The 15,683-nt window shown below is 75.2% G+C and carries 14 protein-coding genes; 8 read left to right on the top strand and 6 right to left on the bottom strand.

Annotation, left to right across the window (positions count from 1 at the left end; all coding sequences use genetic code 11):
• Positions 1 to 18 precede the first annotated feature (18 nt).
• Together Ae150APs1_RS04120 and Ae150APs1_RS04115 are read right to left on the bottom strand one after the other, a co-directional pair.
• Positions 19 to 1,284: a lycopene cyclase family protein gene (locus Ae150APs1_RS04120; protein ID WP_075295896.1), complete on the bottom strand. Its 1,266-nt coding sequence runs from the start codon at positions 1,282 to 1,284 to the stop codon at positions 19 to 21.
• Positions 1,281 to 2,060 carry an SDR family oxidoreductase gene (locus tag Ae150APs1_RS04115; protein WP_075295894.1) on the bottom strand — a complete coding sequence of 260 codons (780 nt, stop codon included), beginning with the start codon at positions 2,058 to 2,060 and terminating at the stop codon, positions 1,281 to 1,283. The genes Ae150APs1_RS04120 and Ae150APs1_RS04115 overlap by 4 nt, the downstream gene beginning before the upstream one ends.
• 149 nt (positions 2,061 to 2,209) lie before the next feature.
• On the opposite strand from Ae150APs1_RS04115, the gene Ae150APs1_RS04110 reads away from it, so the two are divergent.
• From Ae150APs1_RS04110 to Ae150APs1_RS04100, 3 genes are all read left to right on the top strand, one after another.
• Positions 2,210 to 3,832, top strand: a complete 1,623-nt coding sequence (locus Ae150APs1_RS04110) for an ABC-F family ATP-binding cassette domain-containing protein (protein WP_010240449.1) — start codon at positions 2,210 to 2,212, stop codon at positions 3,830 to 3,832.
• Positions 3,833 to 4,157: 325 nt separating this feature from the next.
• A complete protein-coding gene (locus Ae150APs1_RS04105; protein WP_010240451.1) occupies positions 4,158 to 4,367 on the top strand; it encodes a helix-turn-helix domain-containing protein in 210 nt (69 codons plus the stop codon).
• A gap of 209 nt (positions 4,368 to 4,576) precedes the next feature.
• Positions 4,577 to 6,445 (top strand): ABC transporter ATP-binding protein, encoded by a 1,869-nt coding sequence (locus Ae150APs1_RS04100; protein ID WP_249266209.1) that lies wholly within the window; start codon positions 4,577 to 4,579, stop codon positions 6,443 to 6,445.
• 3 nt (positions 6,446 to 6,448) lie between these two features.
• Here Ae150APs1_RS04100 and Ae150APs1_RS04095 read toward each other — a convergent pair whose 3' ends face one another.
• From Ae150APs1_RS04095 to Ae150APs1_RS04085, 3 genes are read right to left on the bottom strand one after another with little or no spacing between them, the layout of a single operon-like run.
• Entirely contained in the window at positions 6,449 to 7,075 is a 627-nt protein-coding gene (locus Ae150APs1_RS04095; RefSeq protein ID WP_075295890.1) for a DAK2 domain-containing protein, read from the bottom strand.
• Entirely contained in the window at positions 7,072 to 8,100 is a 1,029-nt protein-coding gene (locus tag Ae150APs1_RS04090; RefSeq protein ID WP_075295888.1) for a dihydroxyacetone kinase subunit DhaK, read from the bottom strand. Before Ae150APs1_RS04090 ends, Ae150APs1_RS04095 begins: the two co-directional genes overlap by 4 nt.
• 35 nt (positions 8,101 to 8,135) lie before the next feature.
• On the bottom strand, positions 8,136 to 8,711 hold the full coding sequence (locus Ae150APs1_RS04085) for a TetR/AcrR family transcriptional regulator (RefSeq protein ID WP_010240459.1): 576 nt from the start codon (positions 8,709 to 8,711) through the stop codon (positions 8,136 to 8,138).
• 122 nt (positions 8,712 to 8,833) lie between these two features.
• Between Ae150APs1_RS04085 and egtA the strand changes: the two genes are divergently transcribed.
• The 5 genes from egtA to Ae150APs1_RS04060 are packed head-to-tail and all read left to right on the top strand — an operon-like array spanning position 8,834 to position 14,872.
• A complete protein-coding gene (egtA, locus tag Ae150APs1_RS04080) occupies positions 8,834 to 10,228 on the top strand; it encodes an ergothioneine biosynthesis glutamate--cysteine ligase EgtA (RefSeq protein ID WP_249266208.1) in 1,395 nt (464 codons plus the stop codon).
• A complete protein-coding gene (gene egtB / locus Ae150APs1_RS04075; RefSeq protein WP_075295884.1) occupies positions 10,225 to 11,586 on the top strand; it encodes an ergothioneine biosynthesis protein EgtB in 1,362 nt (453 codons plus the stop codon). Before egtA ends, egtB begins: the two co-directional genes overlap by 4 nt.
• Positions 11,587 to 11,588: 2 nt before the next feature.
• Positions 11,589 to 12,341, top strand: a complete 753-nt coding sequence (gene egtC / locus Ae150APs1_RS04070; protein ID WP_075295883.1) for an ergothioneine biosynthesis protein EgtC — start codon at positions 11,589 to 11,591, stop codon at positions 12,339 to 12,341.
• Between the two features lie 13 nt (positions 12,342 to 12,354).
• On the top strand, positions 12,355 to 13,344 hold the full coding sequence (egtD, locus tag Ae150APs1_RS04065) for an L-histidine N(alpha)-methyltransferase (RefSeq protein ID WP_075295882.1): 990 nt from the start codon (positions 12,355 to 12,357) through the stop codon (positions 13,342 to 13,344).
• A 37-nt stretch (positions 13,345 to 13,381) separates the two neighbouring features.
• On the top strand, positions 13,382 to 14,872 hold the full coding sequence (locus Ae150APs1_RS04060) for a serine hydrolase domain-containing protein (protein ID WP_075295881.1): 1,491 nt from the start codon (positions 13,382 to 13,384) through the stop codon (positions 14,870 to 14,872).
• Positions 14,873 to 14,887: 15 nt separating this feature from the next.
• Here Ae150APs1_RS04060 and Ae150APs1_RS04055 read toward each other — a convergent pair whose 3' ends face one another.
• The gene (locus Ae150APs1_RS04055; protein WP_075295880.1) at positions 14,888 to 15,676 is read right to left on the bottom strand and encodes a helix-turn-helix transcriptional regulator; all 789 of its coding nucleotides are present in this window, start codon (positions 15,674 to 15,676) and stop codon (positions 14,888 to 14,890) included.
• Positions 15,677 to 15,683: the final 7 nt, after the last annotated feature.

Raw genomic sequence — 15,683 nt, 5'->3', positions numbered from 1 at the left:
GATCATGAGGGCGGCGGGTCACCGTCCTTTCGGGTGCAACGGTGCCGCGGAGCGGAGCATGTGCCACCTGACCGGTGCGGTGGCGGCCCCGAACACCCCCGCCATCCCGGCGAGGGTCCCGGGCAGGTCGTCGCGGCCGGTGAGGAACGCCCGCCCGCGGGGCCCGGTGAAGAAGGCGTCGAAGAACGCCGGCACCAGACCGGCCGGCAGGTCGAGCACGGTCCGCAGCCCGTGCCGTCGCAGCCGGTGCACCAGGCGTGCCGACCGCGACCAGAGCAGCCGGTGCGCGGCCGTCGTGGCGCGGGCCGGGTCGTCCGGGAGGTGCCGGGCGAGGACGTCGGCGAGCGCCGGGGCGAGCCGCAGCGCGGGGGCGACGCTGAACCCGGTGGCCGGGTGCACCAGCGGTGTCGCGGCGCCGAACGGCAGCGGGTGGCGCGGCCCGCGCGGGGTGTCGACGGGGAAGCGCACCCGCTCGACCGGCGCGTCCCCGGGCACGACGACGCCGAGCGCGTCCAGCCGTGCGGCCAGCCGGTCCCGCAGTTCCGGCAGCGGCAGCCCGGGCCGCCGCGCCAGCGAGGTCTCCTCCAGGAGGACGGAGCCGTCGCCGTAGGGGACGGCGTAGAGGAACGTCGGCCAGTCGGTCCATCCCGCGGGGGGCTCGGTGGCGGGGGAGCGCCAGTCCATGAACACGGCCTCGCCCGGCGCGACGACCGGCGCGGCTGCCGCCTCCGGGACGACGACGCCGTAGGCGGTCTGCTCGGCCCGGGTCCCGGCCGCCGGGCGGAGCCGGGACGGCGCGCCCGTCGCGTCGGCGACGAGCGCGGAGGTGACCTGCCCGGTGCCGGTGCCGGTGCCGGTGCCGGTGCCTGCGCCGGTGCCCCGGAGCCGGACCCGGTACCCGTCCGGCCCGGGGCGGACGTCGCCGTCGTCGGCGCGGCCGGACAGCACGGTGACGCCGGTCAGTCCTGCGTCCAGGTGCGCGCGCAGCCCCCCGGTGTCCAGCACCAGGTACGGACCGAGATCGCGGGTGCCACCGTCCCCCGGGACGACGACGCGCGCCGGCGGCCGGGCGGCGACCGCGGACTCCGGGAGACCGGGGGGAAGCTCCTCCGGCCAGGCGCAGTAGGTCGCCGTCCAGGGCCGGTCCGGCGCGGGGTCGGCGAGCGCGGTGCGCAGGCCGCGGGCCGCGCAGGCGCCCGCCAGCGCCCGACCGGCCGGACCGCCGCCGAGCACGAGGACGTCGACCTCGCACCCGCTCGGCGGACGGTCGCCGGGTGAGGTCACGCGTGGCGGCCCGTGGCGAGGCTGCCGCCGTCGATCCGCAGGGTCTCCCCGGTGATCCAGGAGGCGGCGTCGGACACCAGGAACGCGACGGCCTCGGCGACGTCGGCGGGCACCCCGAGCCGCTTGAGCGGGTAGGTCGCGGCGACCCCCTCCTCGTCGTGCGCGTACAGCGCCTCGGCGAAGCGGGTCTTCACCACCGCGGGCGCGACGGCGTTGACCCGGATCCCGGGGCCGAGCTGCCCGGCAAGATCCTCGGTGATCTTGATCAGGGCGGCCTTCGACGCCCCGTACGCCGCGATCGCGCCGGCCGGCCGCAGCCCGCCGACGGAGGCGACGTTCACCACCGAGCCGCCGTGGGTGCCCAGCCAGGCCCGGTGTGCCTCCTGGACGAAGCCGAGCGCGGCGACGACGTTGACGTCGAAGACCTTCCGGACGGCGTCGAGGTCGGCCTCGACCAGCGGCCCGTAGTGCGGGTTGGTCCCGGCGTTGTTGACCAGGACGTCGAGGGAGCCGAACGCCGCGACCGTCCGGTCGACGGCGTCGGTGCGGTGCGCGGCGTCGCCCGCGTTGCCCGCCACCGCGAGGACCCGGTCCGGGCCGGCCCCGGTCTCCGCCGCGAGGGAGGCGGCCGACGCCTCCAGCTCGGGGACCTTGCGACCGGTGACCGTGACGGACGCGCCACGGGCGAGCAGGCCGGCCGCGATGCCGTAACCGATGCCGCGCGAGGCGCCGGTGACCAGCGCCGCACGGCCGGACAGGGAGGTGAGATCGGTCATGGCGACCGACCCTACGTGGGGAAACCGTTCGACCGGGCCGGTAGCCTTGGCGCGTGGTCCTGATCGAGTAGCCGGCGCACCGGGCACCGCCGTGCCCGCAGCCCGTCCTCTCAGCGCCGCCCTCCGCACTCCGTCTGGAGCTTCTTCACGTGATCACCGCGACCGACCTCGAACTGCGTGCCGGGTCCCGAATCCTGCTCTCCGGGGCGAACCTGCGCATCCAGCCCGGCGACCGGATCGGCCTCGTCGGCCGCAACGGCGCAGGCAAGACCACCTCGATGCGCGTCCTGGCGGGGGAGGGTGAGCCCTACTCGGGCGACATCGCGTCGAACTCGCCGGTCGGCTACCTCCCGCAGGACCCGCGCGAGGGTGACCTGTCGGTCACCGCGAAGGACCGGGTGCTGTCGGCCCGCGGCCTGGACACGCTGCTGGCCAAGATGGAGAAGGCCCAGACGGCGATGGCCGAGCTGGTCGACGGCCCGGAGAACGAGAAGGTCGTCCGCGAGTACGGCCGCCTCGAGGAGCGGTTCTCCGCACTCGGCGGCTACGCGGCGGAGTCCGAGGCCGCGCGGATCTGCACCCACCTCGGCCTGCCGGACCGGGTGCTCGCCCAGCCGATGCGCACCCTGTCCGGTGGCCAGCGCCGCCGGGTGGAGCTGGCCCGGATCCTGTTCGCGGCCTCCGACGGCGGCTCCCAGTCGGCGACGACGCTGCTGCTCGACGAGCCGACGAACCACCTCGACGCCGACTCGATCACCTGGCTGCGCGGGTTCCTGCAGAACCACGAGGGCGGGCTCGTCGTGATCAGCCACGACACCGACCTGCTGGCCGCGGTCGTCAACAAGGTCTGGTTCCTCGACGCCACCCGCGGCGAGGCCGACCAGTACAACATGGACTGGAAGCGGTACCTCGAGGCGCGCGCGACCGACGAGAAGCGCCGCCGCCGGGAGCGTGCGAACGCCGAGAAGAAGGCGTCCGCGCTGCACACCCAGGCCGCGAAGATGGGTGCGAAGGCCACCAAGGCCGTCGCCGCGAAGAACATGGCCCGCCGGGCCGACCAGCTGCTCGCCGGGCTCGACGAGGAGCGCCAGGACGACCGGGTCGCGAAGATCCGGTTCCCCACCCCGGCGCCCTGCGGCCGGACCCCGATGACGGCCGAGGGGCTGTCCAAGGCGTACGGCTCGCTGGAGGTGTTCACCGGCGTCGACCTCGCGGTGGACCGCGGGTCGAAGGTCGTCGTGCTGGGCCTCAACGGCGCGGGCAAGACGACGCTGCTGCGCCTGCTCGCCGGCACCGAGACGCCGGACGCGGGTGACGTCGTCCCCGGGCACGGGCTGCGGACCGGCTACTTCGCCCAGGAGCACGACACGCTCGACATGGACGCCAGCGTCTGGGACAACATCCGGCACGCCTCGCCGCACGCCCACGAGCAGCAGCTGCGCACGCTGCTGGGGTCGTTCATGTTCTCCGGCGAGCAGCTCGACCAGCCTGCCGGGACGCTGTCCGGCGGCGAGCGCACCCGGCTCGCGCTGGCCGGGCTGGTGTCGTCCGCGGCGAACGTGCTGCTGCTCGACGAGCCGACGAACAACCTGGACCCGGCCAGCCGGGAGCAGGTGCTCGACGCACTGCGCCGGTTCGAGGGCTCCGTGGTGCTGGTGACGCACGACCCGGGCGCGGTCGAGGCGCTGGAGCCGGACCGGGTGATCGTGCTCCCGGACGGCACCGAGGACCACTGGTCGGCGGAGTACCTGGAGCTCGTCCAGCTCGCGTGACGGCCGGACCGGTGATCACCCACCGGTCGTCGCACGGCGTCGTGATCACCCGACCGGAGCATCGCGATCATGGATGGTGACCGCTCCTGTGATGATCGGGTTCTACCCATTGTCCGCTACAGATTCTATCGGGTGACGTGGTTCTGCTGATCGATCTACCCGTGTTCGACCGGTCACTGATCGGTATGCGCCGTTTGGGGTAACCGCTCACCGATCTCGTTTTCCGCGTTCTGGCCAGAAATCATCATCTGGATCATCATGGCCTGATCGTCGCGCCGGATGCGGCGGTCCGCGGGGGCATCCGCGGTGGGGATGAGGAGGGCCCATGGCCGAGTTGAAGAAGGGCGCCCGGATCACCGGGACGCAGCGGGGGAAACTCGCCGCGGATCTGAAGAAGAAGTACGAGAAGGGCGCCAGCATCCGCTCGCTCGCCGAGCAGACCGGTCGCTCGTACGGATTCGTGCACCGCGTTCTCTCCGAGACCGGAGTGACGCTCCGCGGGCGCGGAGGCGCCACGCGCACCAAGAAGAAGTAGCACCCGCGGCGGCGCGCGCCGGGCACGGCGCGCGCCCAGGAACGACCTCCGGCGACGCCGTCGACCGGGCCCGCGACACGGGCCCGGGGCGGCGTCGTCGTCCGTCCGGCACCGGTCGCCGCGCCGGGCGTCCCGCGTCGTCGTAACGTGGACCTTCGCCGTCCACCACCGGCGAAAGGGACACACCGTTGGATCGCCCGCTCACCCTGATGCGCGGAGTCGTCCGGGGAGCGGACTCGACGTCCATCCGCCGTGGCTCCATCGCCGAGGGCACCTGGCCCCGCATCTGGGCCTTCGTCCGCCCGTACAAGCGCTGGCTGCTGGCCTACCTGGCGCTGACCACCGTCACCGCGGTGATCGGTGTCGTCACGCCGCTGCTGGCCGGCCGGGTGGTCAACACCATCGTCGACGCGAACCGTCTCCCGGACGCCGCCCGGGTGATCATCGTGATCGCCGCGGGCATCGCCGGGATGGCGGTGCTGGAGGCGGTCGTCGGGCTCGCCGGCCGCTGGTTCTCCTCCCGGCTCGGCGAGGGACTGATCGAGGACCTGCGGGTCGCGGTGTTCTCGCACGTGCAGGCGATGCCGCTGGCGTTCTTCGCCTGCACCCGCACAGGCGCGCTGGTCAGCAGGCTGAACAACGACGTCATCGGCGCCCAGACCGCGATCACCGGCACGCTGTCGACGGTGCTGTCCAACAGCATCCAGCTGGTCCTGGCCGTCGCCGTGATGATCGGGCTCGCCTGGCAGGTCACCGTGCTGGCGATGCTGTTGCTGCCGATCTTCGTGCTCCCCGCCCGCCGGATGGGCATCTGGCTCGCGGAGCTGCGGCGGGAGGCCGCGGAGCTGAACGCGACCATGGGCAACCAGATGACCGAGCGGTTCTCCGCACCCGGCGCCACCCTGGTGAAGCTCTTCGGCGACCCCGGCGAGGAGGCGGCGGTCTTCCGCGGGCAGGTCGCCCGGGTCCGCGAGATCGGGGTCCGGTCGGCCATGGTCTCCCGGCTGTTCGTCACGGCCCTGCAGCTGGTGTCCGCGCTCGCCCAGGCCCTGATCTACGGGCTCGGCGGCTACCTGGCGGTGACCGGCGCGATCCCGCCCGGGACCGTCGTCGCGCTGGGGCTGCTGCTGACCCGGCTCTACACGCCGATGACGGCGCTGGCGAACGCCCGCGTCGACGTCATGACCGCGCTCGTCGCGTTCGAGCGCGTCTTCGAGGTGCTGGACCTCCGGCCGGCGATCACCGAGCGACCGCGGACCTCGCCGCTGCCCGCCGGCCCGGTCGACGTCCGGCTGCGCGACGTGCGGTTCACCTACCCGAGCGCCGAGGACGTCTCGCTGGCCTCGCTGGAGGAGGTGGCGGTGCTCGACCAGCGGACCAACACCGAGGTGCTGCACGGGGTGGACCTGCACATCCGCGGTGGCGGGCTGCTCGCGCTGGTCGGCACGTCCGGCGCCGGCAAGTCCACGCTGGCCTCGCTGGTCCCGCGGCTCTACGACGTCGGCTCCGGCGCCGTCGAGCTGGCCGGCGTCGACGTCCGCGACCTGAGCTTCGCCACCCTGCGCGGCGCGGTCGGCATGGTCACCCAGGACGGGCACCTGTTCCACGACACGATCGCCGGGAACCTGCGCTACGCCGCCCCGGACGCCACCGACGACGAGATGGTCGACGCGCTGCACCGGGCACGGCTGGGGGAGCTGCTCGCCCTGCTCCCCGACGGTCTCGCCACCGTCGTGGGGGAGCGCGGCTACCGGCTCTCCGGCGGTGAGCGCCAGCGGCTCACCATCGCCCGGCTGCTGCTCGCCCGGCCGCGGGTGGTGATCCTCGACGAGGCGACCGCGCACCTGGACTCCGAGTCCGAGGTCGCCGTCCAGGAAGCACTGACCGAGGCGCTCGCCGGGCGGACGGCGATCGTCATCGCGCACCGGCTGTCCACGGTGCGGGCGGCGGACCGGATCGCCGTCCTGGAGGCCGGGCAGGTCGTGGAGACCGGCACGCACGACGAGCTGCTGGCCGCCGGCGGCTGGTACGCCACCCTGCACCAGACCCAGTTCGCGCCGGAGGAGGCGCGGACGTAGCGCTCAGCCGAGGCCGGGCAGCGGCGGCGTGAGCGTGGCGTCCGGTTCGGCGACGCGCGCGATCGCCCAGAACAGCACGGCGACCCCGACCGCGGGCGGGTCGGGCTCGCCCTTGGCCCGCTCACCGACGTACGACGCCCGGCCGTGCCGTGCGGTGAGGTCGGCGGTCCCCTCGGCACCCTCGCGGGCGGCGGTGGCGGCCGCGGCGACCCCGTCCCGGCCCAAGGCCGTGACGGCCGGAGCGAGGGCGTCGACCAGAGTCCGGTCGCCGACCTCGGCCTCGCCGACCCGCTGGATCGCGGTCAGCCCGGCCCGGGCGCCGGCGGCCAGCGCGGCGACGTCGTGGGTGCCGGGGGCGTGCGACGAGGTCAGGGACCGTGCGATCTCGGTGAACAGCAGCCCGAGCAGCGGGCCGCTCGTGCCCCCGACCTCGTCGAGGAACACCTCGCCGAGCGCGGAGAACCCGCGCCGCGGGCCCCGTTCGGCGAGCCGCACCGCGTGCCGGACCCCGGCCCGCAGGTTGTCGCCGAAGTCGCCGTCACCGGAGTGCTGGTCGAGGTCGGTGAGCGCCCCGTGGCCGTCCTCGACGGCGCGGGCGAACCGGTCCAGCACGGCGTCCTGGTCGATCACCGGGCCACCTCCTCGTGCTGCCGCGGGAACGCGGCGGTCTCGGCGGGTGCGGCCCAGTGGTCCTTCCACGCGGGCTGCATCCGGGTCAGGGTCAGCGAGAACCCGGCCATGTCGAGGGCCGGGACGAACGTGCCCACCAGGAGCCCGGCGAGGTTCAGCCCGCGCTCCGCGAGCTCGGTGGCGGCGAGCTCGGCGAGCACGTACAGCTCGAGCAGCGCGGTGCCGCCCATGCCGTTGACGACGAGGACGACGTCGCTGCTCGGCGGTCCGCCCACCTCGTCGGGCAGCCCGGCCACGATCTCGTCGAGCATCCGGGCGACGAGCTCCCCGGTGGGCGGGCGCGGGATCGAGCGCTGCGCCCGCTCGCCGTGGATGCCGACGCCGTAGTCGAGCTCGCCGTCGAGGGCGAACGCCGGTTCACCGGTCCGGGCGGAGGTCTGCGCCCGGGACGCGACGGCGAGGCTCCGCGAGGCGGCCGCGACGTCGGACCCGAGCGCTGCCAGCTCAGCCGCTCCGGCGCCGGCATCGGCGGCCGCACCGAGGATCTTCTCCACGACGACGGTCGCACCGGTGCCGCGCCGCCCGGTGGCGGTGTCGAGGCCGTCGGTGGCGAGGTCGTCGTCGACGAGGACCCGGTGGACGTCGATCCCCTCCATGCGCAACCGCTCGGCGGCGATGCCGAAGTTGATCCGGTCGCCGGTGTAGTTCTTGACGACGTGGATCACGCCCCCGGGGCCCGCGGCGGCGCGGGAGGCGTGCAGCACGGCCTTGTTGTGCGGTGAGGTGAACACCGGGCCGGGGGCGACGGCGTCGAGCATCCCGCGGCCGAGGAAGCCCGCGTGCAGCGGCTCGTGCCCGGAGCCGCCGCCGGAGACGAGGCCGACCCGCCTGCCGGGCGCGCGGTGCCGGGCGACCAGGTGGATCGGGTCCTCGCGCAGCTCGACGAGATCGGCGTGCACCCGGGCGAACCCGCGGACGGCCACCGGTACCGGGTCGTCACCGGCCGGGTGGAAGGGGAACGGCATGCGCCCGATCATCCTGCCGCGCAGGCCGCGACGCATCAGGGGGTGTGGGCGGCGGCCCGGACCCCGTTCTCCACGACGTCCAGCACGGCGTCGAGGTCGTCGGCGGGCAGGCCCATCGCCAGGTGCGACACCAGGCCCTCCAGCACCAGCTCCAGGTACTGGGCGAGCACCGGCACCGGGACGTCGTCGCGCAGCGCGCCGGCCGCGGCCTGGCGTTCCAGCCGGGCTCGGGTCGCCGCGGTGAGCGCACCGGAGTGCTCCTGCCAGCGGGCCCGGAACTCCGGGTCGGTGCGCAGCCGCCGGGACACCTCCAGCCGGGTGCCCAGCCAGCTGCGGTCCGACCGGTCGTCGAGCAGTTCGCGCATCACCTGCACCAGGCCCTGCTCGGCGACGACACCGGCCATCCGGCCGGCGTCGTCCTCGGCGAGCGCGAGGAACAGCGCCTCCTTGTCCCGGAAGTAGTGGAAGATCGCGCCGCGGGACAGCCCGGTGTACTGCTCCAGCCGGCGGACGGTCGCGCCCTCGTAGCCGTGGTCGGCGAAACAGGTGCGCGCGCCGTCCAGGATCTGCCGCCGTCGGGCGGCGAGCTGGTCCGTGCTGACGCGGGGCATGGCACCAGTATTCCGTACGGTTGTCCGGCTTGCCGGGGGCCGTGACGGGCGCGTCCCGGATGTGGCGATCCGGACCCGCCGACGACCTGCGATCGTCACACGGCAGGGGTAGCGTTTTCGTGGTGACCACGCACGAGGAGAGCACCGGCCGGGGCGACGGTGTGCTCCGGAGCCGGGCTGCGGCCGAGGCCTACGTCGCCTCGGTCTGCTTCAAGCACGGGCCCCCCGCCCTGGTGGGCGTCGAGATCGAGTGGATGCTCCACCACCCCGACCGTCCGGCCGACCCCGTCGCCCCGGACCTCCTGCGCACCGCGCTCGGTGCACACACCCCACCCGCCCTGGATCCCGCCTCGCACGGGCTGCCGCTGCCCGCCGGGGGAGTCGTCACCGTCGAGCCCGGTGGCCAGATCGAGATCTCCAGTGCCCCGTCGGACGGCCTCACCCCGCTGATCGGTGACGTGACCGCCGACGCCGCACACCTCCACGAACTCCTCGCCCGGTACGGGCTGCACCCGCACGCGCGCGCCGCGGATCCGGTCCGCCCCGCGCAGCGTCTCCTCGACCTCCCGCGCTACGCCGCGATGGAGTGCGTGTTCGACCAGGTCGGACCGCACGGCCGGAGCGGCATGTGCTCCACCTCCGCCGTCCAGGTCAGCCTCGACGCCGGTCCCGCCGACACGGTCGCCGACCGCTGGGCGGTGCTGCACGAGCTGGGCCCGGTGCTCCTCGCCGCGTTCGCGAACTCGCCGGTGCAGCACGGCCGCCGGACCGGCTGGAAGTCGTCCCGGCAGGCGTGCTGGCTCAGCCTGGACCCGTCCCGCACCGCGCCGCCGGAGCTCCTGGCCGCGGGGGAGGACCCGGCCGCCGCCTGGGCGCGGCGGGTCGTCGACACCCCGCTGCTCTGCGTCCGCGGGACGGGGTCCTGGGCGGTGCCGTCCGGGGTGACGTTCGCCGACTGGGCCTCCGGCGCGGTCCGCGACGGCATCCTCGCCCGGCCGCCGACGCTCGCCGATCTCGACTACCACGTCTCGACCCTGTTCCCGCCGGTCCGTCCGCAGGGCCATCTCGAGGTCCGCTACGTCGACGGCCAGCCCGGCGACGACTGGGCGGTCCCGGCGGCGGTGCTGCTCGCGCTGACGTCGTCGGACGGGGTCGTCGACCGGGTCCGGGAGATCTGCGAGCCGGTGCGCGACGGGTGGGTGCCCGCGGCCCGCGACGCGCTCGCCGACCCGGCACTGGCCGCTGCCGCGGCCGCGCTGTTCCCGCTCGCCCACGAGGTCCTCGCCGCCGGCGGGCACCCCCTGACCACCGCGCCGGGGCCGCTGCTCGCCCGGTTGCGGGAGATCACCGAGCACCGGGTGCTGCGCGGCCGGTGCCCCGCCGACGACGTGTTCCCGCTGGAGGACGGCACCGCGGCGGCCGCCGCCGTCCCGTTCCCGGCCGGGCTCCACCTGGGCGACGTCCCGGGACCCCGCGAGACCGCCGAGCGCCACCGCATCGAGGAGGGTGTGCGATGACCGTCCAGCCGACCACCGGACCCGCCGTGCCCGGCGAGTCCCCGGAGGCGATGCGCAACCGCGTGGCCGCGCTGCTCGCCCGCTCCCGCGACCGCAGCACCGGCCTCACCGCACTCGACGACGCCGAGCTGCAGGCCCAGCACTCCCCGCTGATGTCTCTGCTGGTCTGGGACCTCGCCCACATCGGCTCCCAGGAGGAGCTGTGGCTGGTCCGCGACGTCGGCGGCCGTGAACCGCTGCGCCCCGAGATCGACGGCCTGTACGACGCCTTCCAGCACACCCGCTCGTCCCGGGTGGAGCTGCCGCTGCTCACCCCGGCCGAGGCCCGGCAGTACGTCGGGGAGGTCCGGGACAAGGCGCTCGACGCGCTGCACCGCAGCCCGCTGCGCGGCCGTCCGCTGGAGACCGACGGCTTCGCCTTCGGCATGATCGTCCAGCACGAGCAGCAGCACGACGAGACGATGCTCGCCACCCACCAGCTGCGCGACGGCACCCCGGTGCTCGACGCGCCGCCCCCGCCCCGCCCGGCGACACCGGCGACCCCGGGCGCCGAGGTGCTCGTCCCGGCGGGACCGTTCGAGATGGGCACCTCCGCGGAGCCGTGGGCGCTGGACAACGAGCGTCCTGCGCACACCGTCGACGTGCCGGCGTTCCTCATCGACGCCTACCCCGTCACGAACGGGCAGTACCTCGCGTTCGTCGATGCCGGTGGCTACGACGACCAGCGGCTCTGGACGGACACCGGCTGGGCGCACCGGCTCGCCGAGGACCTGACCGCGCCGCGGTTCTGGTCCCGCGACGCCGACGGCACCTGGTGGCGGCGCCGGTTCGGCGTCGTCGAGCGTGTCCCGCACGACGAGCCCGTCGTCCACGTGACCTTCCACGAGGCCCAGGCCTACGCCCGGTGGGCGGGCAGGAGGCTGCCCACCGAGGCGGAGTGGGAGAAGGCCGCCCGGTTCGACCCGGCGACCGGCCGCTCTCGGCGCTTCCCCTGGGGCGACGACGAGCCGGCCGCGCGGCACGCCAACCTCGGGCAGCGGCACCTGCGGCCCGCGCCGGTCGGCGCCTACCCGGACGGCGCCTCCGCGCTGGGCGTGCACCAGCTGCTCGGCGACGTCTGGGAGTGGTGCGACTCCGGCTGGCACCCTTACCCGGGCTACCGGATGTACCCGTACCCCGAGTACTCCGAGGTGTTCTTCGGCAAGGACTACAAGGTCCTGCGCGGGGGATCGTTTGGCACCGACCCGGCCGCGGTGCGGGCCACGTTCCGCAACTGGGACCACCCGATCCGCCGGCAGATCTTCTCCGGGTTCCGGCTGGCGCGCGACGCCCGCCCGGCCGTCGACACCGCCCGCTGACGGTGTGCCGGCACCTGGCCCACCTCGGTCCGCCGCGCACGCTGGCCTCGATCCTGCTCGAACCGGAGCACGGGCTGCTCGCGCAGTCCTACGCCCCGGCCGACATGCGGGGCGGCGGCACGATCAACGCCGACGGCTACGGCGCCGGCTGGTACCCGGCGTCCGGCGCCGCGCCCGTCCGGGTCCGCTCGGCGAGCCCGCTGTGGGCCGACCCGTCGTTCGCGGCGCTGGCCGGGGCGACGTCGTCGGGCGCGGTGCTGGCGGCGATCCGGTCCGCGACGGTCGGGATGCCCGTCGTGGAGACGGCCGCCGCCCCCTTCACCGACGGCCGGTGGCTGTTCAGCCACAACGGCGTCGTCCGGGGGTGGCCGGGGTCGCTGGTGAAGGCCGCGTCCGGGCTCCCGGCCGAGGACCTCATGCCCCTCGACGCCCCGACCGACTCCGCCGTGCTGTGGGCGCTCGTCCGCCGCAGGCTCGCCGCCGGCGACGATCCCGGCACGGTGCTCGCGGAGACCTGCGAGCTCGTCGAGCGTGACGCCCCGGACTCCCGGCTGAACCTGCTGCTCACGGACGGCGGGACGGTCTGGGCGACGGCCTGGCGGCACGCGCTCGCCGTCCGTTCCACCCCGGACGCGACGACCGTCGCCTCCGAACCCACCCACGCGTTCCCCGACTGGACCCAGGTGCCCGACCGGCACCTGGTGGTGGCCCGCCCGGGTCACCACGAGCTGCACCCGGTGACACCCGACCGGTAACCCAAGGAGCACCGTGACCTCACCTGGCACGATCCAGCTGGACGTCCACCTGACCGGCGCCGACGCCGGCGCCGCGCTGCGCGCCGACGTCACCCGCGGCCTCACCGCGTGGCCCAAGGAGCTCCCGCCGAAGTGGTTCTACGACGCCCGCGGGTCCGAGCTCTTCGAGCGGATCACCGAGCTGCCCGAGTACTACCCGTTCCGCACCGAGCGGGCCCTGCTCACCGACTCCGTCGCCGACATCGCGCGCTCGTCGGGCGCGGACACCGTCGTCGAGCTGGGGTCGGGATCGTCGACGAAGACCCGGCTGCTGCTCGACGCGTTCGCCGAGGCCGGGACACTGCACCGCTACGTCCCGCAGGACGTCAGCGAGTCCGCCCTGCGCGGCGCGATCGACGAGCTGCACCGCGACTACCCGGCGCTCGCGCTGCACGGGGTCGTCGGTGACTTCACGAAGGACCTGGACCGGCTCCCGGGGGCCGAGCCGGGCGGGAAGCGGATGATCGCCTTCCTCGGCGGCACGATCGGCAACCTGCTGCCCGGGCCGCGGCACGAGTTCCTCGCGCACGTCCGCAGCGTGCTCGCGCCGGGGGAGCAGCTGCTGCTGGGGACCGGTCTGGCGACCGACCCGGGCGTCATGGTGCCCGCCTACGACGACGCGCAGGGCGTCACCGCCGACTTCAACCGCAACGTGCTGCGGGTGCTGAACCGGGAGCTCGGCGCGGACTTCGACGTCGAGGCGTTCTCGCACGTCGCGCTCTGGGACGCGGAGAACTCGTGGATCGAGATGCGGCTGCGGGCGGGCCGGGACATGCGGGTCCGGATCGCCGCCCTGGATCTCGACGTGGCGTTCGCCGAGGGGGAGGAGCTGGTCACCGAGATCTCGGCCAAGTTCCGTCCCGAGGCGCTCGACGAGGTCGTCGCGTCGGCCGGGTTCGCGCCGACGCGCCGGTGGACCGACCCCGACGGGCGGTTCGCGCTGAGCCTGCTCACCGCCTCCTGAGTTGCTCTATGACGTAATTCCGGAATAACGTAGGCGCATGACCTCCGCCGAGCCCACGACCGGTCGACGCCTGCTGGGTGCCGCGCTGGCCGGTGCCCTGGTGTGCGGGGCGCTCGGTGCCCTGCTCGCGCCCGCCCCCGCCACGATCGGGCCGGAGTCCACCGGGGACCCGGTGCTCGCCGAGCGCCTGCGGGCACTCGCGGGCGACGACGGCGCCCACGGCCTGGTCGCCGCGGTGACCGGGGACGGGACGACCGTCACGGCCGGGGTCGGCGACGACGGCCGCGGCACCCCGCTGGACGCCTCGACGCCGTTCGAGATCGGGTCGGTCACCAAGACCGTGACCGGCGCGGTGCTCGCCGACCTCGAGCTCGGCGGTGTCGTGCGCGGCACCGACCGGGTGCGTGACGTGCTCCCGCAGCGCCCGTGGGGCCCGGTCGGCGACGTGACCCTCGCCGAGCTGGCGTCGCACCGGTCGGGGCTGCCGGTCGACGCCGGCGGCGCCCCGCTGCTGCTGCACAACATGGCGAACGGGTTCCTCGGCACGCCACCGGTGGAGCGCACCCCGGAGGAGGTGTTCGCCGCCGCCGACGGCGCGACACTCGGCCCCCGCGGCGAGGACGTCTACTCCAACCTGGGCTTCGCGCTGCTCGGCCAGGTGCTCGCCGAGCGGACCGGGACCCCCTACCCGCAGCTGGTCGAGCAGGTGGTGACGGGACCGCTCGGCATGGCCTCCACGGGCCTCCCCGGCGCGCCGCCGACCGGCGCCGCGGTCGGGCACGACCTGCGCGACCGCCCGCTGCACCCCTGGATCAGCGCGGGCGACGCGCCGGCCGGGATCGGGGTCTGGTCCACGGTCGACGACCTCGTCCGGTACGTCGGTGCACTCGACGACCCCGGATCCGTGGTCTCGGCGGCCGCACAGCCGCGCTTCCCGTCCGACCTGGGCCGGATCGGCTACGGCTGGGAGACCCTCGAGGAGGGCGGCCGCACGTTCCTCTGGAAGAACGGCGGCTCCGGCGGCATCCGGACGTCGGTGCTCGTCGAGCCCGCCGCGGACCGGGCCGTGGTGGTGTTCGGCAACGCCGACCGCGGCGTCGACCGGATCGCGGTCGGTCTGCTCGACGCCCCGGCGCTGTTCGGCGACGACTCGGACGGGCCGGGCCTCGTCGGCTGGATCCAGATCCTGCTGGCGACGGTGTTCCCCGTCTACGCGGGGATCTCGGTGCTCGTGGCGGCGCGCGGCGGATGGTGGGCGACGGGCCCGTTCCGGCGGCCGGAGCTCGTCGGCGCCGCGGGCTGGGCGCTGTTCTTCCTGGTCCTGTCCTGGGCACGGGGGGACGTGGCCTGGGCGCTCCTGCCGTTCTGGGTGCTGGGGTGCGCCCTGGCCGGTGCCGGCCTCGGCATCGCGACGGTCCGGTGGCGCGAGGCGGTCCCCGCGCCGCGGGCGTGGTGGAGCGCGGCACTCGGGGTGCTGGTCGGGGCCGGGGCGCTGGTCGCCGTCGTCGTCTCGGCGGCGCTGGTCTGACCGTCCGGCCGGTGGCTACCGGCCGGAGCGGCCGAACACACCGGCGGGCGTCGTGCCGGTCGCGCGCCGGAACGCCGCGACGAACGCGCTCGGCGTCGCGTAGCCGACCCGTCGCGCGACCGTGCCGACCGGCAGCCCCGAGCCCAGCAGCTCCAGCGCCGTCCGGACCCGCAGCAGGGTCCGCCACCGGCCGGGGCCGACACCGGTCTCGGCCAGGAAGATCCGCGACAGGGTCCGTTCCCCGGCCCCGGTGAGCCGTCCCCAGGCGGCGAGGTCGCGCAGGTCGGCGGGATCGGCGGCGAGTGCGTCGGCGACCCGGCGGGCGCGCGGGTCGCGGGGCCACACCAGCCGGACGGCGGTTCCGGGCCCGCCGGCGTCGCGGGCCGGGCCGAGGCGGTCGAACAGCACCATCTCGGCGCGGTGCCGCTCGCCGTCGTCGAGACCGAGGTCGGCGAGGTGGTCGATGAGCGCGGCGAGCAGCGGGTCGACCGCCAGCACCGCGGGTGCGTCCCAGGCGGCGGGGCAGCGGTCCGGCCACAGGTAGACCCCGCGCATCGCGGACGCCTCGGTCGCGGCCGTGGTGTGCGCCGCGCCGGCCGGGATCCAGAGCGCGCGGCCCGGCGTGAGCACCCAGCCGGTCGCACCGAGGGTCACCCGCAGCACACCCCGCCCGGCCCAGGCGAGCTGGTGCGCGGGGTGCGCGTGCTCACCGAACACGTGCCCGCGGTCCAGCGGGATCCGGGAGACCAGGACGGCGGCGCCCGGGACGTCCGGCACGTGCGCCGGGAGGCCGGAACGCGACACGATCCGG

Source organism: Pseudonocardia sp. Ae150A_Ps1 (genome assembly GCF_001932315.1).
Taxonomy (GTDB): domain Bacteria; phylum Actinomycetota; class Actinomycetes; order Mycobacteriales; family Pseudonocardiaceae; genus Pseudonocardia.
The sequence above is the reverse complement of the archived record's forward strand: the minus strand, read 5'-3'. Positions and strand labels throughout refer to the sequence as shown.